The 24,591-nt window shown below is 70.1% G+C and carries 17 protein-coding genes; 3 read left to right on the top strand and 14 right to left on the bottom strand.

The genetic code is table 11. The features are described 5' to 3' along the window. Positions 1–70 precede the first annotated feature (70 nt). Entirely contained in the window at positions 71–1,171 is a 1,101-nt protein-coding gene (locus POF73_RS04805) for a M48 family metallopeptidase (protein WP_272113172.1), read from the top strand. Between the two features lie 149 nt (positions 1,172–1,320). On the opposite strand, the gene POF73_RS04810 is transcribed toward POF73_RS04805, so the two are convergent. The 5 genes from POF73_RS04810 to proB all read right to left on the bottom strand — a co-directional run bounded on the left by POF73_RS04810 (position 1,321) and on the right by proB (position 6,592). Continuing rightward, positions 1,321–2,403, bottom strand: a complete 1,083-nt coding sequence (locus POF73_RS04810; protein WP_272113173.1) for an SCO2583 family membrane protein — start codon at positions 2,401–2,403, stop codon at positions 1,321–1,323. A gap of 121 nt (positions 2,404–2,524) precedes the next feature. Beyond that, a complete protein-coding gene (locus POF73_RS04815; RefSeq protein WP_272113174.1) occupies positions 2,525–3,100 on the bottom strand; it encodes an SCO2584 family spore wall biosynthesis protein in 576 nt (191 codons plus the stop codon). A gap of 203 nt (positions 3,101–3,303) precedes the next feature. Then, positions 3,304–4,590, bottom strand: coding sequence for a glutamate-5-semialdehyde dehydrogenase (locus POF73_RS04820; RefSeq protein WP_272113175.1), 1,287 nt, complete (start codon positions 4,588–4,590; stop codon positions 3,304–3,306). A gap of 74 nt (positions 4,591–4,664) precedes the next feature. After that, complete coding sequence (locus POF73_RS04825; RefSeq protein WP_272113201.1) at positions 4,665–5,120, bottom strand: hypothetical protein; 456 nt, start codon at positions 5,118–5,120, stop codon at positions 4,665–4,667. A gap of 344 nt (positions 5,121–5,464) precedes the next feature. Continuing rightward, on the bottom strand, positions 5,465–6,592 hold the full coding sequence (gene proB / locus POF73_RS04830; protein WP_272113176.1) for a glutamate 5-kinase: 1,128 nt from the start codon (positions 6,590–6,592) through the stop codon (positions 5,465–5,467). A 191-nt stretch (positions 6,593–6,783) separates the two neighbouring features. Between proB and POF73_RS04835 the strand changes: the two genes are divergently transcribed. Further along, the gene (locus tag POF73_RS04835; protein ID WP_272113177.1) at positions 6,784–8,205 is read left to right on the top strand and encodes a polysaccharide pyruvyl transferase family protein; all 1,422 of its coding nucleotides are present in this window, start codon (positions 6,784–6,786) and stop codon (positions 8,203–8,205) included. A 222-nt stretch (positions 8,206–8,427) separates the two neighbouring features. Further along, entirely contained in the window at positions 8,428–10,482 is a 2,055-nt protein-coding gene (locus POF73_RS04840; protein WP_272113178.1) for a hypothetical protein, read from the top strand. Here the strand turns inward: POF73_RS04840 and POF73_RS04845 are convergent. The 9 genes from POF73_RS04845 to POF73_RS04885 all read right to left on the bottom strand — a co-directional run. Next, positions 10,451–11,677, bottom strand: coding sequence for a glycosyltransferase family 2 protein (locus tag POF73_RS04845; RefSeq protein WP_272113179.1), 1,227 nt, complete (start codon positions 11,675–11,677; stop codon positions 10,451–10,453). The two genes, POF73_RS04840 and POF73_RS04845, sit on opposite strands and share 32 nt — an antisense overlap. A 257-nt stretch (positions 11,678–11,934) precedes the next feature. Continuing rightward, complete coding sequence (locus tag POF73_RS04850; protein WP_272113180.1) at positions 11,935–14,052, bottom strand: hypothetical protein; 2,118 nt, start codon at positions 14,050–14,052, stop codon at positions 11,935–11,937. A 118-nt stretch (positions 14,053–14,170) separates the two neighbouring features. Beyond that, positions 14,171–15,670, bottom strand: a complete 1,500-nt coding sequence (locus tag POF73_RS04855) for a bifunctional cytidylyltransferase/SDR family oxidoreductase (RefSeq protein WP_272113181.1) — start codon at positions 15,668–15,670, stop codon at positions 14,171–14,173. A gap of 182 nt (positions 15,671–15,852) precedes the next feature. Further along, positions 15,853–17,046 (bottom strand): hypothetical protein, encoded by a 1,194-nt coding sequence (locus POF73_RS04860; protein WP_272113182.1) that lies wholly within the window; start codon positions 17,044–17,046, stop codon positions 15,853–15,855. 90 nt (positions 17,047–17,136) lie between these two features. Next, the gene (locus POF73_RS04865; protein ID WP_272113183.1) at positions 17,137–18,693 is read right to left on the bottom strand and encodes an alkaline phosphatase D family protein; all 1,557 of its coding nucleotides are present in this window, start codon (positions 18,691–18,693) and stop codon (positions 17,137–17,139) included. Between the two features lie 548 nt (positions 18,694–19,241). Then, a complete protein-coding gene (gene obgE, locus POF73_RS04870) occupies positions 19,242–20,687 on the bottom strand; it encodes a GTPase ObgE (protein WP_272113184.1) in 1,446 nt (481 codons plus the stop codon). A gap of 140 nt (positions 20,688–20,827) precedes the next feature. Beyond that, on the bottom strand, positions 20,828–21,082 hold the full coding sequence (gene rpmA / locus POF73_RS04875; RefSeq protein WP_193473216.1) for a 50S ribosomal protein L27: 255 nt from the start codon (positions 21,080–21,082) through the stop codon (positions 20,828–20,830). 14 nt (positions 21,083–21,096) lie between these two features. Further along, positions 21,097–21,417, bottom strand: a complete 321-nt coding sequence (gene rplU, locus POF73_RS04880; protein WP_272113185.1) for a 50S ribosomal protein L21 — start codon at positions 21,415–21,417, stop codon at positions 21,097–21,099. Between the two features lie 265 nt (positions 21,418–21,682). Continuing rightward, a partial coding sequence (locus POF73_RS04885) for a ribonuclease E/G (protein WP_272113186.1) occupies positions 21,683–24,591 on the bottom strand: 2,909 nt, incomplete at its 5' end.

Genomic DNA, 24,591 nt, shown 5'->3' on the forward strand with positions numbered 1-24,591 from the left:
GGGCGCAAAGGGCGGAACAAGGCTCCGCAAAGGTCGGCAGAGAGCCATCCACACGCACTTGGGGGAAGACATGTCCGACGGCCATGAGCACAGCGGGCAGGAGAACGTACCGAGCAGGCAGCGCAGGCGTTTCCCGGGGATCTCCTCGCGTGCGTACGAGCACCCGGCCGACCGCTCGGCGCTGGTGGCCCTGCGCAAGCTCAGCGGCTTCGACACGGTCTTCAAGGCGCTGAGCGGTCTGCTGCCCGAGCGCAGCCTCAGGCTGCTGTTCCTGTCCGACTCGGTCCGGGTGTCGGACCAGCAGTTCGCGCACCTCAACGACATGCTGCGGGACGCCTGTTACATCCTGGACCTGGAGAAGGTCCCGCCGATGTACGTCAACCAGGACCCGGTGCCGAACGCGATGTGCATCGGCCTGGACGAGCCGATCATCGTGGTCACGACGGGGCTGGTGGAGCTGCTCGACGAGGAGGAGATGCGGGCGGTGGTCGGCCATGAGGTGGGCCACGCCCTCTCCGGCCACTCGGTGTACCGCACGATCCTGCTGTTCCTGACCAGTCTGGCCGTCCGGGTCGCCTGGATCCCGCTGGGCAACCTCGCGATCATGGCGATCGTGACGGCGCTGCGGGAGTGGTTCCGCAAGTCGGAGCTCTCGGCCGACCGCGCCGGGCTTCTCGTCGGCCAGGACCTCCAGTCCTCGATGCGCGGCCTGATGAAGCTGGCGGGCGGCCACCATCTGCACCAGATGAACGTGGACGCGTTCCTGAAGCAGGCCGAGGAGTACGAGGCGGGCGGCGACCTGCGCGACTCGGTCCTGAAGATCCTGAACGTACTGCCCCGTTCGCACCCCTTCACCACGGTCCGCGCGGCCGAGCTGAAGAAGTGGGCCGAGTCCCGGGACTACCAGCGGATCATGGACGGCCACTACCCGCGCCGCTCGGAGGACAAGGACACCTCCGTCACCGACTCCTTCCGCGAGTCGGCGTCCCATTACGCCAATCACGTGAAGTCCTCCAAGGACCCCCTGATGAAGCTGGTCACGGACATCGCCGGCGGGGCGGGCGATCTGGGAAGCCGGGTACGCCGGGGCTTCGGCGGTCCGGCGGCCAAGGAGCAGCCGAGGCGCGACACCACGGACGAGGGCGGCGGCGAGGGCGGCACCGAAAGCTGACCGACAGCTGACTGCACGGTGCGGGAGGGGCGTGGCGTGGCGGGGGCGTGAGACACCCGCCCGGCTCCCCCTCCCCCGACCGACTCGCACACCAGGCTCACCCAGCAGACTCACCCACCCGACTCGCACACCAGGCTCACCCACCCGGCTCACACCTTCGGCTGGGCGCCCGTCGCCAGTGAGCCGCACAGTGCCGTCGCCCCGCCCGTGGCGTAGGGGTCCGTGCCCGCCGGGCCGCCTTCCTTCGCGGTCTGGCCCGCCAGCAGGGGGTGCAGCCGGTTCGTGGAGTCCTCGGCGCAGGACAGGGGGCCCGCCTGGACGTAGGAGACGACCAGCTGGGCCTGGTGCAGGCGCAGGTCCTCGCGGTCGAAGCGGAAGTGCAGCTCCCGCCGCACCGTGAACAGCGATGTCTCGGTCGCCTTCTCGCCGGCACCGGCCTTCACCGCCCGCAGGGCGTATACGAACGTGTGGTCCCCGGTGACCTCAAGGGTGGAGGAGTCGGTCTCTGCGGCCTGGAGCGTGCCCTGGACCCGGATTCCGCGATCGGCCAGCTTCGCCTGAGTGGGGTCGAAGCGAACCAGCCACCCGGTCGGCGCATGCCGCCCGTCCGCGGCCGGCTGCCTGAAGCTCTGGTCGAACTGGTCCAGTTGATCGGGGTCGAGCAGCACCCGGACCGGCCGGACCTGGTCCCCGGTGAGCACCTCCGGATACAGCGCGGACCGCACGATGTAGTCCTTCGCGATGCTCAGCGCAGTCGTCACCTGGCTGTCCGAGAAGTGCGCGGTACGCCGCGCGGCCGGCAGCGGTATGCCCTCCGCGCCGATCCGGTACTGCGCGGCGGGGCTGTGCGCGTACAGCTGGTCGGGGTCGGTCGCCCCGGGCACCTCGCCCTCCGGGGCGAGCGGGATGACGGTCATCCGCAGGGGCTCGGCGAGCGGCCCGGAGCCGGCGGGGCTCTGGTAGGGATGCCGTACACCCATGTAGATCGCCGTACCGAAGGCCACGGCGATCAACAGGACGAGGATCAGTGCTTGCCGGGACAGTCCCCGGCGCAACGGTGGACGGCGGCGTACGGCGGGCGCGTGGTCGCTCAGGCGCTCCTGCGCGGAGAACTCCTGGAGGCGGGCAGCACGCACGAACGATTCGTCGAACACGACGGATCGGTACTCGTCCTCTCCACCTCCGGGGCCGCCCTCGGGTGCCCCCTCGGGTGGGTCTCCAGGCCCTCCCATACCTTCAGGGTAGGTCGCCGGAAGCCCCGGTAAACGCCCTGGTACACGACAAGTTCTGACAGGTTCTCACCAGGATGGTCACGCTGCGCTCAGCAAGGCTCAGGCCCCCGATCAGGCCCGTTCAGGGCGTGCGCGGGGTCGCCGGGACGGCCGGCGGGGAGTACTCGGCGGAGACGGAGGGGGCGGCTCCGCTGCCCTGTTCCAGCCCGGTGGAGGCGGGTGGCGGGACCTGCTCCCGGCTGCTGGAGGAGGCGCCGCGGTAGACCGCCGCGAAAGCGAGCGCGACCATGCCGATGCCCATCACGACGGCGAGCACCCAGGCGACGGGACGATGCCAGCGGACCTGCTTGCCGTACGTGCCCGGGGCGCCGTAACGGCCTTCGAGGATGTCCGTGTCGTCCAGATCGTCCAGCTCGGGATCATGGCCGAAACCGGCGCGGTCGTCGGGGCCGTACCCCTCGTCGTACCGCTCGCCCCGGCCGTGGGCCCGGCGCGCTTCCGCCTCGGAGGCCTCCGCTCTCGCCTGGGCGGCGGCCAGGAGGCGCTCGACGGCGGTCGGCTCGTGCACCACGGCCGCCTGTACGAAGGCCTCGTCGAAGACCACGGAGGCGAACTCTTCGTCCGACACCCCGCGGTCGTGGTCGTCGTCGGGCTCCCAGCCGTCAGGGAACGGCGTGCCCCCCACGTCCTCCGGCACGGGATCCAGAGTAGTCCTGGGGGGTCAATTTGGGCAGACGGTATGGAGATTCATCTGCCCTGTGAGACGCCTCTTGTGGGCCAGGGCCCAGGGGCACGGATGCAGTGAGGGGCGCGTGTCGGACGCATATGCCCTGACCGCGCGCCTGGCGCCCCCGATGCCCTTGGAGGCGCCCCGTCCGCTCGCGCGAGAGGCGGCGCGGCTCAGCGCCGTACGTGCCCGTCCCCGGTGACGATGTACTTCGTGCTGGTCAGCTCCGGCAGTCCCATCGGGCCGCGGGCGTGCAGCTTCTGCGTGGAGATGCCGATCTCGGCGCCGAAGCCGAACTGGCCGCCGTCGGTGAAGCGGGTGGAGGCGTTCACCGCGACGGTCGTGGAGTCGACCAGCTGGGTGAAGCGACGGGCGGCCTGCTGCGAGGTGGTGACGATGGCCTCGGTGTGGCCGGAGGTCCACAGCCGGATGTGCTCGACGGCCTTGTCCAGCGAGTCCACGACGGCCGCGGCGATGTCGTACGACAGGTACTCCGTCTCCCAGTCCTCCGCCGTGGCCTCGACGACGGTGGCCTTGGAGTCCTTGGCGTACGCCATCACCCTTTCGTCCGCGTGCACGGTCACGCCGGCCTCCGCGAGGGCGTCCAGGGCGCGCGGCAGGAACTCGGGGGCGATGTCCTGGTGGACGAGGAGGGTCTCGGCGGCGTTGCAGACGCTGACGCGCTGGGCCTTGGAGTTGATCAGGATCTCGATCGCCATGTCGAGGTCGGCGTGGGCGTCGACGTAGACGTGGCAGTTGCCGGTGCCGGTCTCGATCACGGGGACGATCGACTCGGAGACGACGGTCTGGATCAGCGAGGCGCCGCCGCGCGGGATCAGCACGTCGACCAGGCCGCGGGCCCGCATCAGCTCGCGCACGCTCTCACGGCTCTCACCGGGTACCAGCTGCACGGCGTCGGCGGGCAGCCCGGCCCCGCCCACGGCGTCGCGGATCACCCGGACGAGCGCGCTGTTCGACTCGTACGCCGAGGCCGAGCCGCGCAGCAGCACGGCGTTGCCGGACTTCAGGCAGAGGGCGGCGGCGTCCACGGTGACGTTCGGACGGGCCTCGTAGATGATCCCGACGACGCCCAGCGGAACGCGGACCTGGCGCAGGTCGATGCCGTTGGGGAGGGTGGAGCCGCGAACGACCTCGCCGACCGGGTCGGGCAGCGCGACGACGTCCCGCACGTCGGAGGCGATGGTCCGCACCCGCTCCGGCGTCAAGGTCAGCCGGTCGATGATCGCCTCGCTGGTGCCGGCCTCGCGGGCCTTGGCGATGTCCCTGGCATTGGCCTCGACGATCTCACTCGTCCGGACCTCCAGGGCGTCCGCGATGGCGAGCAGCGCGTCGTCCTTCTCGGCCCGGGGCAGCGGGGCGAGGTCGGCGGCGGCGGCCTTGGCGCGGTAGGCGGCCTGGGTGACCGGGGTCATGGAGTCAAACGGCGAGAGCGAGGTCATGCAAAGAAGGGTAGTGCGCCCGCGACGGCGGTCCAGCGCTCATTTCACACCCCGAGACAGACCCCCCCGGGCGCTCAGTAGGGGTGGATACCGACCGGAGTCGCCGGTGCCGGTCCGTAACCCTCGGCGATCCGCTGGTGATAGGTCTCGCGGTCGATGACCTCCAGGCCGACGATCTCCCAGGGCGGCAGGCCCGCGGTCTGCCGGTGCTCGCCCCACAGGCGCAGGGCGACGGCGGCCGCGTCGTGCAGGTCGCGGGCCTCTTCCCAGTAGCGGATCTCGGCGTGGTCGTTGGCGTACCTGCTGGTCAGCAGAAAGGGGTGGTCGTGGGCCAGCTGTTCGAGGGCGCGCCGCACCTCCTTCAGCGGGGCCTCCTGCCCGGAGACGCTGAGGGTGACGTGCCACAGGCGAGGCAGGTCCTTGGGCTCCTCGTAGCGGTCGCCGGCCGCGACGCTCGTCAAGGCGCGCTCCTCACCGGCCGCACGGGACGAGGCCCCACCGGCACTGCGGGACGCCGTCCCAGGGCGCACTCGTCTCACGACGGCCTCCTTTACGCAGTGACCGACTCGGGGTCGTGCGGAATGTGTCCCTGAGACAAAGTTGAGCAGGCCGCAAGGGCTCGCGGGGCGGTTTTGCGGAACGTCCACCTCAGGGCGACATCGGAAGCGGGGCGTTCCCCCCGTTTTCGGCCGGGGGTCCGGGGGTCGGCCCCCGGGACAATGCAGCGCGGAACGTCCACCTCAGGGCGACATCGCAAGCGGGGCGTTCCCCCCGTTTTCGGCCGGGGGTCCGGGGGTCGGCCCCCGGGGCGATGCAGGCCTCAGGACACTTTCAGGGATCCCTCAGGCCGGGGCCCTCAGGCATCAGGACTCCCTCAGGACTCCAGAATCACCAGGTCGTCCCGATGGACGACCTCCCGCTCGTACTCCGCTCCCAGCTCCCGAGCCAGCTCCCGTGTCGAGCGCCCGAGCAGTTGCGGAATCTCCTTGGCGTCGAAGTTGACGAGTCCGCGGGCGACCGCGTGACCGGTGCTGTCGCGCAGCTCGACCGGGTCGCCGGCGCTGAACTCCCCCTCGACGGCGGCGATTCCGGCCGGGAGGAGGGACTTGCGGCCTTCCACGACCGCCCGGACCGCGCCGTCGTCCAGGGTGAGCGAACCCTGGGGCGTGGAGGCGTGCTGGAGCCACAGCAGCCGGTCGGCGGAGCGCTTGCCGGTGGCGTGGAAGTACGTACCGGTGTCGCCGCCGGAGAGGGCGTCGGCCGCGTGGATCGCGCTGGTCAGGACGACGGGGATACCGGCGGCCGCCGCGATCCGGGCCGCCTCGACCTTGGTCACCATGCCGCCGGTGCCGACGCCGGCCTTGCCCGCGCTGCCGATCTCGACGTGGGCGAGATCCTCCGGTACCCGCACCTCCGCTATCCGCGACGTCCCCGGCTTGCTGGGGTCGCCGTCGTACACGCCGTCCACGTCGGACAGCAGCACCAGCAGATCCGCCCGTACGAGATGGGCGACCAGCGCGGCGAGCCGGTCGTTGTCGCCGAAGCGGATCTCGTCGGTGGCGACGGTGTCGTTCTCGTTGACGATCGGGAACGCGCCCATCGCGAGGAGCTTGTCGAGGGTGCGCGAGGCGTTGCGGTGGTGGACGCGGCGGCTCATGTCGTCGCTGGTCAGCAGCACCTGGCCGACACGGACGGCGTAGCGCGCGAAGGAAGCGGTGTAGCGGGCGACCAGGAGGCCCTGGCCGACGCTCGCGGCGGCCTGCTGGCGGGCCAGGTCCTTGGGGCGGCGCCGCAGCCCCAGCGGGGCGAGCCCGGCCGCGATGGCGCCGGAGGAGACCAGGACGATCTCCCGCTCCCCGCCGCTGCGGCCCTTGGCCAGGACGTCGACCAGCGCGTCGACGCGGTCCGCGTCCAGACCGCCGGACGCGGTGGTCAGCGACGAGGAGCCCACCTTGACGACGACCCTGCGGGCCTCGCGCACACCCTGTCTTGCCCCTGCCACCTGTGCTCTTCCCCCTCGCGCGAATGCCGGTTGCCTGCCCCGAAATCTACGCGAAGCGGATCGGGTGGCGCGCATCGGTCCAACCTCCGGACAGGCGCCGCGTGACGGTTTGCTCACGCGTTGCATACGGCAAAAAGGTTGTACTCGTTGCTTATGGCTCTCAACTATTCGGTGAACTTAAGTTGAACGCCGTGTCACCCACCGCACCCACATCACCCACGGCTCGTCGCGCACAGCGCATACTCCTCCGCTCGGGGAAGAGCCCTTACGACGTCGTCCCGGTGGAGGAGGCCCTGCACCGGGACGTCATCGCCACCAACTCGGGCAACCTGATCTTCAGCGACGCCACGCACAAGATCCTGGAGACCCCGCACACCGAGGTCGTCTCGAACGGCATCCGCACCGATGTCTCGTCGGCGGGCCGGATCAACGAGGAGTACGACGCCTTCGTCGTACCGCTGGCCAACGCGTTCCGGCCCTCGTTCGAGGCACAGCTGAAGCGGCTGACGCGGCTCATCACCAGGCTGCGGATCCCGGTGGTCGTGGTGGGGGTCGGCGCGCAGACCGGACTGAACTACAACGCGGCGCGGCTGAAGGCCATCGAGCCCTCCGTGCGCGCGTTCGTCTCCGCGGTGCTCGACCGCAGCGCCTCGATCGGGGTGCGCGGCGAGTTCACCGAGACGTATCTGAAGGACCTGGGCTTCCGCGACGTCGAGGTCATCGGGTGCCCGTCGCTGTTCATGTACGGCAAGGAACTCGACGTCACCAAGCGGGAACCGGCGCTCACCCCCGGCTCCCGGATCGCGGTCAACGGCTCGCACAGCGCGGTGCGGTCGCAGGGCCTGGACCGAGTCGTCACCCGGGCCCACGCGCGCTATCCCCACCTGCGTTTCATCGGCCAGAACCTGAGCGACGCACGGCAGTTGCACTGGCGGGACCTGTCCGAGCCGAACGGCCGGGTGACGGCGATGCCGACGCACCCCGACCACCCGATGTACCGGGAGGACAAGGTCCGCGTCTACATCGACCCGGTCACCTGGATCGACGACCTGCGCACCTTCGACTTCTCCTTCGGCTCCCGCATCCACGGCAACATCGCCGCGCTGCTCGCGGGCACACCGGCGACCGTGCTGTGCGGCGACTCGCGGACGCTGGAGCTGTGCCGCTACTTCGACATCCCGCACCGCCGGATCGACCGGCTGCCCGAGGACCTGGACCCGGCGTCGCTCTACGAGGAGGCCGACTTCGGTGCCCTGACGGGCGGCCACCAGGAGCGGTTCGAGCGGTTCACGGCGTTCCTCGACAGGAATGGCCTGGAGAACACGTTCGCGCACGGTGACGGCGGCGCCGCCTTCGAGGAGCGCCTGCGGTCCCTGCCCTTCCCGCCGGGCATCCGCCCCTGGAACGACGCCGACCTCGCCTCGCTGACCACCCGCTTCGGCTGGCTGCAGAGCCGTATCACGGAACTCGGCGCGGACAACGACCGCCTGAAACGCGAACTGGCCCGCACCACCAAGGCAGGCACGGCATTCCCGGCGGCATCCGTCTACCGCCGGGCCCGCCGCGCGGTGGGCGGCCCGATCCGCCGAGCACTTCAGTCGGGACGGCAGTAACAGGACCCCTGAAGGTACGGTCCGGCAACGCCCCCTGAAGGGGCGCGGGGCTGCATCGATATGCGGCTCCGCCGCGTGGGCACGACCAGCCACAACGCACCCGCAGACACCCAACGCCCCCTCCCGGCCCTCCCAGCGGAGCGTCACGTGCGTGTCGTCTGGAGGCAGCCGAGCGTTAACCCGGGCGCACGACATCCCGCGCCTACCTTGGAGTGACCGCAGTTGCCCACACCCCTGTCCCGCATCCCGGCGAGAGCGCTGGTCACGGCTCTCCTGGTCGCATCCTTCGGCGCCCAGGCCGTCGCCGCCCTGCGTCCGCACGTCCCGCTGCTGCTCGCCGCGACGGTCGCGTCCCTGGCCGTCGAGGGCGTGCTGTACCGCTGGCACCGGGGTGTGCTGTCGGTGTTCGCCAAGTCGCACGCGGACATCACCGTGCGCCATGTGCTGCGGGACCTGCTGCTGGTCGTGGCCCTCCTACGGCTCGGCGAGCAGCACCGGGAGACCCTGTACACCCCGCTCATCGCGGGCCTGCTCGCCTTCTACGCGCTGCACTGCGTGATCCAGGCGCTCTCGGTGCTGGTCCGCCGCACCCGCACCCTGCCGGTGATCACCCGCAACATCGACGCCTCCGCACTGCGTCTGTCCCCCGCCCCACCGGTCCTGCTGCGCCGCCCCGGCGACCGTCTGCTCGCCTTCGGCCTCCCCGCCACGGCGGGCCTGCTCACCACGGCGGCCACCGACGACCCACGCTGCGCGGCCCTCGGCATCGCACTGTCCCTGGGGCTGTCCCTGCTGGGCCTGTACGACCTTGTCGTACGACTACTGCCGAGCCGTCGCCCGGCGAGCGAGCACGAGGCGCTGGACTGGCTGGACGCCTGGCTGGCGGAGTACCGGCCGACGGCCGGGCTGTACTTCTCCGGCGGGGCGTCGTCGGCGTACCAGGCGAACATGTGGCTGGAGCCGCTCGCGCAGCTGGAGGGCCGTCCGCTGATCGTGCTGCGGGAGCGGTTCATGGTGCAGAAGATCGGGCCGACGGACGTGCCGATCCTCTGTCTGCCGAAGGTCTCCACCCTGATGCGCCTGGAGCAGTCCTCGCTGCAGGTCCTCATCCACCCCTCGAACTCGGGCAAGACCTCCCAGGTCCTGCGCATCCCCACGCTCAAGCACACCTTCGTCAACCACGGCGAGAGCGACAAGCTGTCGTCCTGCAACCCGTACGCGAAGGCGTACGACGAGGTGTGGGTGGCCGGTCCGGCGGCGCGTGAGCGCTATGCGACGGCGGAGGTCGGTGTCGAGGACAAGGACGTCGTGGAGATCGGCCGCCCGCAGCTGGACGCCGTACGGCCGTACTCGGGTCCGCCCGCCGGGGCCGGACACCGCACGACCGTTCTGTACGCGCCGACCTGGGAGGGCTGGGACGGCAACCCCGGCAACACCTCGGTGGTGGACGCCGGCGAGAACCTCGTGCGGGCGCTGCTCGCGGACCCCGGCGTACGGCTGCTGTACAAGCCGCATCCGCTGACGGGCTCGGTGGATCCGCGGGCGGGGGCGGCCGATCTGCGGATCCGGGAGCTCATCCGGGCGGCGAACCGGGAGCGGGCGGGTGAGCGGCCGCGTGAGACCGGGGAACTCGCCCTGCGCACGAGGGAGTTGGACCGTCTCACCACGATCGCCGTCCGGGCGGGCGCCGATCAGGTCGAGCGGATGCTGCTGCAGGCGGCGCCGGAGCCGGGGCGGGCGGCGGCGGTGGCGGCGGCCACGGCGGCCTGGGAGGAGGCGTTCTGGGCCTCACTGCCGGAGGGCGAGCACCAGATCGTCACCGATGCCCGGCCCACGCTGTACGCCTGCTTCAACGTGGCCGACCTGCTCATCAGCGATGTGTCGAGCGTGATCAGCGACTTCCTGGCCAGCGGGAAGCCGTACGCCGTGGCGAACACCAGCGGTCTCGCGGAGGACGTGTTCCGCAAGGCCTTCCCGACCGTGCGCGCGGCGACCGTGCTGGCGCCGGACGCGGCCGGGATGCCGGAGCTGCTGGACACGGTCCGGCACCCCGAGAAGGACCGACTGGCCGAGGAGCGGGCGGAGTTGAAGCGGCACCTGCTGGGGCCGGACGAGCCGACGTCACAGGTGCGCTTCAACGAGGCCGTACGGACGTTGTGTTCGGCGGCGCTGGAGCACCGGGCGCGGATGACGGAGCGGCTGGCGGCCGAGTTGCCCGCCGAGATCCCCGATCAGCGCCGGTCGGTCACGCCGCAGCAGCCCGCCCGCCCGGCGTAGCCCCGCCCGAGGACCTCAGCACCCGGCGCGCCTTGCGCACCGCACGCCGCAGGAACGAGTCCGCGCCGCCCTCCCGGTACCCGGGGAAGGCACGGGCCTCGCGCGGTCCGGCGAGGTAGACCGAGTCCGGTATCCCCGCCGCCGCGTCCCGGAAGTGCGGGTAGGCGAGGTAGACACGGCGGCCCTTCTTCTCCAGGAGGGCCGCCGCCTGCTTCTTGGCCTTGACGAACTCCACGACGGGCAGCAGGAGATCGCCGCGCTGCTCGGCGACCAGGTGCAGCCGCAGGCGTTCCTCGACCTTGAGGCGGCGGGCGACGGACGGCGTCCAGTGGGCGTCCATGAGGGGCTTGGCCAGCTCCAGCTTGTGCTTCCTGACCTTCTCGCTGTCCTTGGCGTACTTGGGCCCGAACTGCGGCAGCAGGGTGATGAGGAACGGGCGGAGCATCAGCAGGTCGCGCCGCTCGCCCGCCGGCACGTGCTCGGCGATCAGGTTCATCAGGGCACGCGCGGAGTCGAAGCGCAGGGAGTAACCGCCGCTCTTCGTCACATGCTTGCCGTCGTCGCGGCCCACCAGGTAGTAGCAGGTGTAGTCGGCGACCACGGAGACGCCGTCGGCCCGCAGATAGGCCTCCATCGTGAACAGCGCGTCCTCGCCGGTCCACAGGGACTCGTCGAAACGCATGTGATGCCGGGTCAGCAGCTCGCGGCGGAACAGCTTCTGCGCGCTCAGGGTGAACTTGATATTGGAGGAGAAGACGTCGGTCCGGTCCAGCGTCTTGCCCCACATCGACTTGGGCGCGGTGCGGTTGACGCCCTCGACCCGGCCGAGCACCACGTCCGTGCCGTTCTTGTCGCCCATGGCGACCATACGCTCAAGGGCCTCGGGGCCCAGCCGGTCGTCGGCGTCCAGGAAGAAGACGTAACGCCCGGTCGCCTTGCCCAGGCCGACGTTGCGCGGGCCGCTGGGCCCGCCCGAGTTCGCCTGCCGGATCACGGTCACCGGCATGGCCACGCGGGCCGCGAACTCCTCCAGGCACTCCCCCGTACCGTCCGTCGAACCGTCGTCGACGGCGATGACCTCGATGCGCCCCGGGTCGATGGTCTGCGCCTCGACGGAAGCAAGGCACTCGACCAGGTATGGCATCGCTTCGTACGCCCCGATGATCACAGTCACATCAGGCTGCGTAACGGTCACGTTTCCCCCTCGTCAATGGGATATTTCCCCCGTATCAGCTCATTCACTAACTGGTAGACGGCTGCGTGATGCAAGCGGTTGCCTCGTCGCCCTCTTTTGGTGAGCCAGATCACAAAAGTGAACTGACATGGAGTCACGCTATTCGGGCAACGTAAGAGGCCCACTAGAAGCAATACGGCCATACACGAAAACGGCGCGGCCCCCGAGGATTCGCTCCTCGGGGGCCGCGCCGTTCGTCCCGCTGGTGACCTCGCGGGTCAGGCCGTCACATCGTCCTCCGCAGACGCCACCCGCGGCGCGGGTACGGCCGCCAGTTCGGCCTCGGCGGCTCCGGCCGCCGCCCGTGACTCCTGGCCGACATTGCGCCTGTCGGCCTTGGTCGCGAGGTTCGCCACCGCGGTGTTGAACTGCTCGATGGACGTGGGCTCGTCCGGGCCGAGCAGGTACCGCTTGAGGTCGCCCCGGTCCTCGGCCAGCGGGTCCCCGGCCGGATCCCGTACGGCGTCCAGCAGCTCGCCCAGCTCGGCCGCGCTGTTGGACAGGATCGTCGCGGCGCGCACGGCCGTGTTCTGCCGCTTGAACTCCTCCACGCCCAGCTCGGCGGAATCGGTCACGGCGTACGGCTTGCCGCTGGCGATGAAGTCGGAGACCACGCTGGAGATGTCCGAGACCATCGCGTCGGAGACGTTGAAGCAGTCGTACAGACGCGGCTGGGCGCCGGTGATGACGCGGTGCTCATGGCCGCCGAAGGAACGCCAGTACGCGGTGTTCCACTCGGCGCGCAGCCGGGCGACCTCCTCGTGCCGGGCGAGGTCGACCAGGCCGTCACGGGTGGCCTCGGCCTCGTCCCCACTGCCGTTGCCCTTGCCCCCCTTGCCCTTGGCCTTGCCGGACAGCTCGGCGAGGCGGGCCTCGATACGGGCGAGCTCGGTCTTGGCGGCGGTCTGCGCGGCGCTGTCGGCCTGGAAGCGGGAGTCGGTGGCGCGCTCGGTGGCGGCCTGCTCGACCAGGGCCGTGATCCTGCGGTGCGCGGCGCCGGCCTCCTTGCTGACGGTGCCGGTGAAGGGGTGCGGCTTGTACAGGACGCGGACCGGCGGGTCGGCCTTCACCAGCTTCTTCACGATGTTCTCGCCGGCCAGCACGATCGAGGTGTTGCCGGGGTTGCCGTCCCAGCCCTCCCAGGTCGGGGCGTACAGGACGGTCGGGATACGGCCCTCGGGGACTCCGTTCCAGCCCTGGATCGGCGCCAGCTGCGGACGGCCGACCTCGACGATGTCGTCGTCGCGGACGCCGACGTCGGCGATGGCGTAGCGGTCGCGGCCCGCGCGGCCCGCGGTCCACACCTCGTCGTAGACCTTGCTGTACGGGTTGACGCTGGCCAGCTTGTCGCTGTCGCCGTGGCCGATGAAGACGTGCTTCATGGTCGGGACGCGCAGCAGGTGGATGTTCTTGCCGACGTTCGCGGCGTAGAGGGCGACGCGCACGTTGGTCAGGTCCAGGTTCATCAGGTGGACGCCGCCGGGCACGCAGATCACGGGGACCGTGGTGGGCGCCAGGTTGTTCAGGATGACGCGCTCACGCAGGATGATCAGCGGCTTGGAGTCCAGCTGCTCCATGGTCTCCAGCCACATGTTGACCTGGTACGCGGAGTCCTTGGAGCCGGAGAAGTACAGCACCGTCTCGGGGCGGTACTCGCGCAGCCAGTCGTCCACGGCACCCAGCACGGTCTCGGCGTTCGGCGGGACCTTCCTGCCGCGCACGTACGGCACGAGCGCGAGGACGTACCCGGTGCCCAGGCCGACGGTGAGGCCGATACCGAGGAAGCCGAACCCGGCCGACCCCAGGGCCGCCGAGACGAGGATGCCGACGACGGCCGCGAGGTCGAGGTGGAGCATCTTCTCGGCCGAGCGGTGCAGCAGCCGGCGCGGCGGGGCGTCCGGGATGCGGATGCGCGAGGCGAGGTCGATGTTGCGGGTGGCGACCGGCATACGGCGGCGGTTGCGGATCAGGGTGACCAGCGCGCCGTGCGGGGCCTGGAGGCCGTAGAAGGCGATGAAGCAGGCGATGGCGCCGTAGTAGATCAGGTCGTCAGCGAAGCCGAGCCGGGCCAGCAGCAGGATCAGCAGCAGCTGCCTGATCAGGAAGCGGATCGACAGACCTGCCCGCACCTTGCTCAGACGATTGACCAGATAGCTGCCCTTGCGGTGCAGATAGTGGTCCGCCAGGTACGTCACGGCGGCCGCGGCCGCGAAGGCGGGGACGCTCGGGACGAGCGCGGCCAGCATGAGCGCCGGGAAGCCCAGGATCATGAGGGCCGCCGCGGCCAGCTCGGCCGGGCTGCCCACCCGGGCGACGCGAATAGCGGTGGATATCACGGAGAACCTGCTCAGGGAGAGGGGCCGGTCTGACGGGGGGAAGGACTCAGGCCCCTGTGAATTCTTCGTGAACGAAGAACCGCAGAGGCCTGAATTCCATAAGGCTATTAAATCTTGATTATGCCATGCCGTCCTGGCGGTCCAGAACACTGGCCAGCGCCTGCTCGAAGCCGGACGCCTTTCCGGCCGCCGCCGTCGGGTCCTGCTGGCGGACGTCGATGACATGGCCGGTCAGCTCGGAGAGCAGCACGTCGAGCGAGGTCCGGGCGACGGCCTCGGAGGAGAGCAGGCTGCCCGCGGGCTCCTGGCCGAAGGCCTTGGTGCGCATCGGGGTGGCGGTGCGCTCCGGGTTGATGCAGTTGACGCGGATGCCGTCACCGGCCCACTCGTCGGACAGGGCCTGGGTGAGGTTCACCATGGCGGCCTTGGTCGAGGAGTACAGGGAGTACTCGGCGCGACCGCGGGTGTAGCTGCTGGAGGTGTAGAGCAGCAGTTGGCCCTTGGTCTCGGAGAGGTACTTGTACGAGGAGCGCGCGATCTGCACCGGGGCGAGGTAGTTGACCTTCAGCGCCTCTTCGATGGTGGCGTTGTCGGTCTCGGCGAGCTTGCCGATGCGCAGGACGCCGGCGGTGTTGACGACGTAGTCGATCCGGCCGGTCTCGGCGTACGCCTTGGACAGCGCGTCGTCGACCTCCTCCGGGTTCTCCACGTGGGTGCCGGTGGTGGAGCGGCCCAGCGCGTACACCTTGGCGCCGTAGGACTCGGCGAGTTCGGCGATGTCCTTGCCGATGCCGTAGCTGCCGCCGAAGACGACGAAGGTCTTGCCGGTCAGCAGCTCGCGGTAGGCCTCCTCGCTCACCTGCTCGGGAGTGGCGGTGGAGGCCAGCTGGAAGAGCTTGTCGGCGATGAAGACGTCGACGGGCTGGGTGACCTTCATGTTGTACTCGTCACCCGCGACGACGTGGATCGGCACGTCCGGCAGGTACTTGAGCACGACGGAGCAGTCGTCCGTGGCCTGGAAGTTCGGGTCACCGGCGGCGACCTCGTAGGCCCGCTTGATCGTGGACAGCTTGAAGGCCTGCGGCGTCTGGCCGCGGCGCAGCCGGGAGCGGTCCGGGATCTCGGTGATGAACTCGCCGTCCTCGCCGTGCGTGCGCGTGACGATGATGGTGTCCGCGGACGGGATGGCGACGTCGACGGCCTGGAAACGCTCCAGGGCGACCACGCAGTCGTCGATCACACGCTGTGACAGCAGAGGGCGTACGGCGTCGTGGAACAGGACGTTCAGGTCCTCGCCCTCGGCCAGGCCCTCACCGAGGGCCTCGATGGCGCGCTCGGTCGTCTCGTTTCGCGTGGAGCCGCCCTCGATGATCTTCTTGACCTTCGTGAACCCGGCCTTGGCTACGATCTTCTCGATGTCCGGTACATAACCGGGCGCCATCAGCACGATGACGTCGTCGATCGAGTCGGCCTTCTCGAAGGTGGTCAGCGTGTGCTCGATGACTGCCTTGCCGGCGATCTTCAGCAGCTGCTTGGGGATCGACAGACCCACCCGCTGACCGGTGCCACCGGCCAGGATCACTGCGGTGGTACGGGGCTTGGCTATGTGCTGGGACACAGGTGACCTACCTTGTGGCGACTGGGAACCCGGAAATGGTCCCACTTGGGGTTACCGCAGTGCAAGGTGAGCGTCCCCGGCTGCATATGTGCGCGCAACCTGTCATTCACCTTGTACGCATGGTCATTGCGAGAGGCCCTCCGGGCGCCCCGGACAATTGCTGTGAGTAACGGCACAGGGGTTCAGCGAAGCCGCAGCCGCTTGAGACAACGATGGCCGAGTACCCGCACCAGCTCCTTGGAAGACGTCTGGTGAACGGTGCGCGCCCCGGCGGCCGCAGTGTGCCGTACAGGCGCCGCCGCGGCCGCGGCGAGGGCCCCGTAGAGCGCCTGGGCGGCGGCCTCGGGGGCGATGCGCGGCTCGCCCCCGGGACGGGTCGCGGGCATCTGCTTTTCGGACAACAGCCGCATGTCACCCAGGACCCGCACGCCGGTGCCGCCGATACGCTCCGCCATCTCCGCGGCGATCTCGGCGGCGGCCTCGACGGCCCACTGCGGGGTACCGATCTTCACTTCGCCGGGACCGGGGGTGCACGTGTTCTTCATATGCATCACAGCGCCGTTCCTGACGAGCTGTGAATAGAGCTCCGCGGGCAGTTCATTGGCGCGGAATTCCTTATTAAGATTCCGCAGCATTTCGGTCTCGGCGAGGGTGAGAGAGCGATTCGCCGCGTCCGGAACGGGACGCAGCAGCCCCGCGGGCAGTCCGAGCAGCGTCTCGAAGGTGCGCATCAGCCCCGCCCGGTCCCGGTCGTCCACCACGACGACGGTGACCCGCTCCGCCCCGACCACCCCGGTCCACCGCTCGACGAGCCGGTCATGCCGGTGCCGGCGCCAGAAGCTGGGGTTGGGTCTGTCGTACGGCGGCTTTCTGAGCATGTGCTCCAGCCAGTCCTCGTAGCCCATGCGCAGACCGTTCTGCACATACTGCTGCCACTGGGACGGCATGACCCGCGCCAGCGGGCGCAGCGTGACCAGGACGTGTACGCGGTCGCCGCCGAGCTGTCCGACGATCCGCCCGATCGTCTCGTCGTCGGGGGCGTCGGCGAAGAACTCGCTGCTGATCACAGACGTGCGCCGGCCCGTGGCGCGCACCCGCTCCAGCAGCCGTTCCCAGTGCCGCTCGGTGGGCTCGACGTCGCCCATCATGCCGGTGCACGCACAGGCGGCGAGGACCGCCTCCATGGGGTGCCGGGTGGAGGCCGGCCACTCGACGCCGTGCCGCGCCATCTCGTCCTTCGCCTCGAACAGCGCGCTCTGGATCGAGGTGGTGCCCGTTTTGTGCGGGCCGATGTGCAGCAGCCGGGTCCCGGTGGGCAGCGGGGTGATCACGCCGCCGTTCGCGGGACCTTCATCTCTCGTACAGTCCGTCTCCATGGTCAGAGGACGGTAAGAGCCCTTCCTGAGACTGTGCTGAGAGTGACCTGGGACACGGATGAGTCCCAGGTCACCCTCGCCGGTCGCGGGCTACACGACCTCGACGCCCGGTCGGCCCGCCTCGACCCTGAGCCGCGCCAGCGTGCTGGACGTGGCCGTCGGCTGCCGGACCGTGTCCACGACCCGCACCTGCGCGTCGATGGCGTCGCGGCGGATGTCGAAGAGGTGGTAGCCGCAGTGGGCGTCGATCAGCTTCCAGTGCGGGTTGTCCGGCATGCGCGGGTCCCACTCGGCATGGAAGGCGGCATGGTCCCGGTCGCCGCTGCTGGAGATGGACGTACCGACGAACTCGGCACCGACGACGTCGGAGTCCGGGTCGGCGAAGTCCTTCTTGAGGTCGCTGATCATCGTCAGGTGGCGGTCGCCGGTGAACACGACGGGGTTGCGGATGTCCGCGAACTCCTCCATGAGCTGGTTGCGTTCCACCTGGTAGCCGTCCCAGGCGTCGTAGTACCAGAGCTTGCCCTCGCCGACGAGGAGGTCGGTCTCGGCCATCATTATCTGCGAGGCGATGAGGTTCCAGACTGCGGGCGAGTCGTGCAGCCCGTCGAGCAGCCACTGCTTCTGCTCGGCGCCGAGCATGGTGAGCGAGGGGTCCTGGGCGGCTTCCTGGCTGGTCACCTGGTCGCTGCGGAACTGGCGGGTGTCGAGGACGTTGAGGCGGGCGAGGCGGCCGAACTCCAGGCGGCGGTACATCTGGATGTGCGGGCCGTTCGGGATCGCGGTGGCACGGACCGGCATGTGCTCGTAGAACGCCTGGTAGGCCGCCGTCAGCCGGGCCACGAAGGCGTCGTGCGGCTGCTTGTCGGGGTCCTGCGGAATCTCCCCGGCCCAGTCGTTGTCGACCTCGTGGTCGTCGAAGCTGACCACCCAGGGGGCGTTCGCCTGCATCGCCGCGAGGTCCGGGTCGGTGCGGTACTGGGCGTACCGGTTGCGGTACTGGACCAGGCTGTACGGCTCCCCCGTGCCCTCGTGCCGGCGCACGCCCGTCGCCGACGGCGTCGACTCGTAGATGTAGTCGCCGACGAAGAGGACGAAGTCGGGGTCCTGGGCCAGCATGTCGGCGTACGGCGTGAAGTAGCCGTGCTGCCAGTTCTGGCAGGAGGCCAGCGCCATGCGCAGCCGGCCGCCGGAGCTGTGCGGGTGGGGGGCGGTGCGGGTACGGCCGATCGGCGAGAGCTGGCCGCCGACGCGGAAGCGGTACCAGTACGTACGGCCCGGACGCAGGCCCCGTACGTCCACGTGCACGCTGTGCCCCAGTTCAGGACGGGCCTGGGCGACTCCGCGACGCACGATCTTTCTGCACCCGTCGTCCTCGGCGAGCTCCCACTCCACCCGCACCACGCTGTCGGGCATGCCACCCCCGTTGAGCGGGTCGGGGGCGAGTCTCGTCCACAGCACGATGCCGTCCGGGAGCGGATCACCGGAGGCGACCCCCAGGCTGAACACCCCGTCGGGCACGGGGGTTTCGGCGGCCCGGGCGGTACCTGGAAGCCACAGCTCGGCGGAAGCCACAGCCCCGAGCGTAGCGGCACCGGTCAGAAAGCGGCGCCGGCCGGGGGATACGGGTCCGGAAACTCCGTTCATCGGCGAACTCCCTTGTCTCACTGGCCTCTTGGACACGTGCAAGCTCACGCAGCAGGGGGGTCCGCCCGCTGAACGGAAGCCTTCGCATACATGACAAATGAGCAGACAGCAGAAGACCCGTTGCGACACGGGAACAACGGGATGAACCTGACCTTGTCGCAACGGGCCTGAGGGACCGTCAAGTGGCGCCGTCGACCGGCGGGGGGTTAGTTCGCGAACCCCGAGTGGGCTCCTAGGCGGGTGGTGCCGAATCCGTGGGCGTGGAGCAGGTGCCTCCGGCCGGGGAACAGGGCACGGCGGCGGGAGCGCGGAGCCAGGGTGACCACATCAACTCCAGGGATCCGAAGGGCGGTTGGAGCGCGACGAGATTCAAGATCCTCATCGCGCCGCCCAGTACGACTCACCGGGGGACGAGGGGGTTGCCCTGGGGTGTGCCGTGTCTTTCCCGGACGTTCACCATTTCGGCCTGTGCTGCGGAGGGGCGCCGAGGGTCACTTCTCGGCGCCGGTCCGCATCTTTCAGCACAAGGACGGCGCAGGGCGCCGTGTCTAGAACGGCTCGAAGTCGTCGAACTCCCGGAGGGACTCGTCCCGCTCCGCCTGCTTGTCCCGCCTGCGCTGCGCGGCGGGCCGCGGCTCCTCGAAGCGGTGGTCCTCGCCACGGCGACCCAGCATCTCCGCCCCGGCCATCAGCGTCGGCTCCCAGTCGAAGACGACCGCGTTCTCCTCGGGCCCGATGGCGACGCCGTCCCCGGAACGGGCCCCGGCCTTCATCAACTCCTCTTCCACGCCAAGGCGGTTGAGCCGGTCGGCGAGATAGCCGACGGCCTCGTCGTTGTTGAAGTCGGTCTGCCGCACCCAGCGCTCGGGCTTCTCGCCGCGCACCCGGAACAGCGGCTCGCCGCCGACCTCCTCGCGCGTCACGGTGAACCCGGCGTCGTCGACGGCCTTGGGCCGGATCACGATCCGCGTCGCCTCTTCCTTCGGCTTCGCGGCCCGTGCCCTGGCCACCAGGTCGGCCAGCGCGAACGACAGCTCCTTCAGCCCGATGTGCGCCACCGCCGACACCTCGAAGACCCGGTACCCACGGGCCTCCAGATCCGGCCGCACCATCTCGGCGAGGTCCTTGCCATCGGGTACGTCGATCTTGTTGAGGACGACGATCCGGGGCCGGTTGTCCAGCCCGCCGTACTCCCGCAGCTCCGCCTCGATGATGTCCAGGTCGGAGACGGGGTCACGGTCGGACTCCAGCGTCGCGGTGTCCAGTACGTGCACGAGCACACTGCACCGCTCGACGTGCCGCAGGAACTCCAGGCCCAGCCCCTTGCCCTGGCTGGCACCCGGGATGAGCCCGGGGACGTCGGCGATGGTGTAGACGGTCGAACCAGCGGTCACCACACCGAGGTTCGGCACGAGCGTGGTGAACGGGTAGTCGGCGATCTTGGGCTTCGCCGCGCTCAGCACGGAGATCAGCGAGGACTTGCCCGCGCTCGGGTAGCCGACCAGCGCCACGTCGGCGACCGTCTTCAGCTCCAGCACGATGTCCTGGAGATCCCCCGGCACACCGAGCAGCGCGAACCCCGGGGCCTTGCGGCGCGCCGACGCCAGCGCGGCGTTGCCGAGCCCGCCCCGGCCGCCCTGCGCGGCGACGTACGAGGTGCCGTGTCCGACCAGGTCGGCGAGGACGTTGCCGGCCTTGTCCAGTACCACCGTGCCGTCGGGCACCGGCAGCACCAGGTCCTGGCCGTCCTTGCCGGACCGGTTGCCGCCCTCGCCGGGCTTGCCGTTGGTGGCCTTGCGGTGCGGCGAGTGGTGGTAGTCGAGCAGCGTCGTGACGGACTGGTCGACGGTCAGGATGACGTCACCGCCGCGCCCGCCGTTGCCGCCGTCGGGCCCGCCGAGCGGCTTGAACTTCTCACGGTGAACGGAGGCACAGCCGTGACCTCCGTTACCCGCGGCGACATGCAGTTCGACGCGGTCCACGAAGGTGGTCATGTGGGGTGCCTCCAGCACTGATGAAAACGTACGGATGTCTCTCTTGCCTAACACGCGAAAGGCGGACCCGCCTTCCCGGAAGGGAAGTGAGGTCCGCCTCGCGAAACGCTCTACGGAGCCTGAGCCCGAAAGGGCTGGTGTCAGGCGACCGGAACGACGTTCACGACCTTGCGGCCACGGCTGGTGCCGAACTCCACCGCACCGGCCTGCAGCGCGAACAGCGTGTCGTCGCCGCCACGGCCGACGCCCGCACCGGGGTGGAAGTGCGTACCACGCTGGCGGACCAGGATCTCACCCGCGTTGACGACCTGACCGCCGAAGCGCTTCACGCCGAGCCGCTGGGCATTCGAGTCGCGACCGTTCCGGGTGGACGATGCGCCCTTCTTGTGTGCCATGTCTCCTCAGTCCCTTACTTCGCAGCCGTGGGGATCTCAGTGACCTTGATCGCCGTGTACTGCTGGCGGTGGCCCTGACGACGGCGGTAGCCGGTCTTGTTCTTGTAGCGCAGAATGTCGATCTTCTGCCCCTTGTGGTGGTCCACGACCTCGGCCTGGACCTTGATGCCGGCCAGCACCCACGGGTCGCTGGTCACAGCGTCGCCGTCGACAACGAGCAGGGTCGAGAGCTCGACCGTGTCGCCAACATTGGCAGTGGAAATCTTGTCAACCTCAACGATGTCGCCGACAGCAACCTTGTGCTGGCGACCACCGCTGCGCACGATGGCGTACACGCGGATCTCACTCTCTCGCTCGGAAACGGCACCCCCGCAGTCCAGCCACCCGGCACGCGGACAGCCTCTCCGGGACACCCTGTGCTCCGGAGGATGAGGTTTACGGGGATGTAGCGCGCCTATATCTACGGACACGCCGACGGTCAAGGTTACGGGGCCGTGGCCGAGAGGGTCAAACCGGGCCGGGCCCCACAGAAGTGCGGCCGGTCACAGGGACCGGCCGCACCTCACGTCACTCGTCAGTGAACGTCACTCACCGTGAGCGTCACTCGTCGCCGGCTGCGGAGACCGCGGTCTTCTTCGCCGTCGACTTGGCCGCGGCCGTCTTGACGGTCTTCGCCGCCTTCTTGGCCGTCGCCTTCTTGGCGACCGTCTTCTTGGCCGCGGTCTTCTTGGTGGCGGCCTTCTTCGCCGTGGCCTTCTTGGCCGTCTTACGGGCCGTCTTCTTGGCCGGAGCCGCCTCCTCGACGCCCTCCTCGGCAGCCGACGCGGCCGGGGCCTCGGCGGTGGGCTCCGCCTGCGCCTCCGCGGCCGGGACGACCATGACGGCGCCCTCCTCGGAAGCGGTCGGCGCGGTGGCCTTGCGCACGGCACGGCGCCGCGGGCGGGCCGGAGCGGCGGGCGCCTCCTCGGCCTGCTCCGCCGGAGCCTCGGCCGGGGTCTCGGCAACCGGCTCGGGCGCCGTGGGCGCCGTCTCGCCGACCGTCACCACGGCGGCCTCGGCCCCCGCGGGCGACCCGGCGGGCGCGGACACCTTGCGGGTGGCGCGACGCCGCGTACGTCCCTTGGGCGCGGCCTCCTCGGCGACCGGAGCCTCGGTGACCGGAGTCGCCGCGGCCGGGGTCTCGACGACCACGTCCTCCATGGCGACCGGCTCGGCCTTCGCCTCGGCGGCCGACTCCGGCTGCACCGGACGCGCGACCTCCTCGGCGACGGTCACGTCCTGAGCCGTGGGCATCGCCTGGCCCTTCTTCGGCGCACCCGCCGGAGCGGACACCCGGCGACCACCACGGCGCCGCGAGCGACCGCCGCGAGCGGCGGCCTCCGCCTCGGCGACGCTGCTGTACAGCTCCTCGTCGGGCGCGAACGCGGGCTCGGCCAGCGCGGCCGGCTCGGCGACCTCCGCGGCGACCTCGGCCTCGGTCTCCGCCTCCTCCTCGGCCGTCTCGACCGGCTCGGCGGCGACGGACGCCTCGTGCACGTGCTCGGGACCGGCACCGGCACGCGCGCGCTTCTTGCGCTTGCCGCCGCCACCGGGGGCCGTCGGCTGCTCCATGTGCACGATGACACCGCGGCCGTTGCAGTGGACGCAGGTCTCGGAGAAGGACTCCAGCAGGCCCTGGCCGACCCGCTTGCGGGTCATCTGCACGAGGCCCAGCGAGGTCACCTCCGCCACCTGGTGCTTCGTACGGTCGCGGCCCAGGCACTCCAGGAGGCGCCGCAGCACCAGGTCCCGGTTGGACTCCAGCACCATGTCGATGAAGTCGATGACGATGATGCCGCCGAGGTCGCGCAGCCGCAGCTGGCGGACGATCTCCTCGGCCGCCTCCAGGTTGTTCCTGGTGACCGTCTCTTCGAGGTTGCCGCCCTGACCGGTGAACTTGCCGGTGTTGACGTCGACGACGACCATCGCCTCGGTCCGGTCGATCACCAGCGAACCGCCGCTGGGCAGCCAGACCTTGCGGTCCAGCGCCTTGGCGAGCTGCTCGTCGATCCGGTACGTGGCGAAGACGTCGACCTCGCTGGTCCACTTCGACAGCCGCTCGGCCAGGTCCGGCGCCACGTGCGAGACGTAGCCGTGAACGGTCTCCCAGGCCTCGTCACCGCTGACGACGACCTTGGAGAAGTCCTCGTTGAAGATGTCGCGGACGACCCGGACGGTCATGTCCGGCTCGCCGTACAGCAGCGTCGGGGCGTTGCCGTTCTTGGCCTTCTTCTGGATCTCTTCCCACTGCGCCTGGAGCCGCTCGACGTCGCGGCGCAGCTCCTCCTCGCTCGCGCCCTCGGCGGCGGTGCGCACGATGACGCCCGCGTCCTCGGGGACGATCTTCTTGAGGATGGTCTTCAGCCTGGCCCGCTCGGTGTCGGGCAGCTTGCGGCTGATGCCGGTCATGGAGCCCTCGGGGACGTACACGAGGTAACGGCCCGGCAGCGAGACCTGGCTGGTCAGACGCGCACCCTTGTGCCCGATCGGGTCCTTGGTGACCTGCACCAGGACCGACTGGCCGGACTTCAGGGCGGACTCGATGCGCCGCGGGCCGTTGGCCATGCCCAGCGCCTCGAAGTTGACCTCACCGGCGTACAGGACGGCGTTCCGCCCCTTGCCGATGTCGATGAAGGCGGCCTCCATCGACGGCAGTACATTCTGGACCTTGCCCAGGTAGACGTTGCCGACGTACGAGGTCGACTGCTCCTTGTTGACGTAGTGCTCGACGAGCACGTTGTCCTCAAGGACGCCGATCTGGGTGCGGTCGCCGTGCTGGCGGACCACCATCACACGCTCGACGGCCTCGCGGCGGGCGAGGAACTCGGCCTCGGTGATGATCGGGACCCGGCGGCGGCCCTGCTCACGGCCCTCGCGGCGGCGCTGCTTCTTGGCCTCCAGGCGTGTGGAGCCCTTGATGGACTGCACCTCGTCGGACGGCTCGGCACCCTTTTCCCGCGCGGGACGGGGCTCGCGGACCTTGACGACGGTGCGCTCGGGGTCGCCCTCGCCGGGCTCGGTGTCGACGGAGGAGTCACCGGCGCGACGACGACGGCGACGGCGGCGCCTGCTGCTGGAGCTGGAGCCGGAGCCCTCGTCGCGGGCGTCCTCGTCGTCCTCTTCCTCCTGCTCGGCGGTGTCCTCGGCGTCCTGGGCGGCCTGCGCGGCGGCGACCTCATCGGTCTCACCGCTGTCGCCCTCGGCCTCCGCGGCCTCACCACGACGACGGCGACGGCCACCGCGACGGCGACGCCGGCGCGACCCGGTCTCCTCGGACTCCTCGGGCTCCTCGCCCTCGACGACGTCCTCGGCGGCCTCTTCGGCTTCCTCGGTCTCGTCCTCGGCGGCGGCCTCGACGGCCGGGGCCTCGGGCTCCTCGCCGAAGGCACCGCCCCGGCGCCGACGACGGCGACGCGCACTGGGCTGCTCCTCCGGGAGCTCCTCGACGTCCTCGGTCTCGGTCACGGCCT

This window comes from Streptomyces sp. HD (genome assembly GCF_028369295.1).
GTDB lineage: Bacteria > Actinomycetota > Actinomycetes > Streptomycetales > Streptomycetaceae > Streptomyces.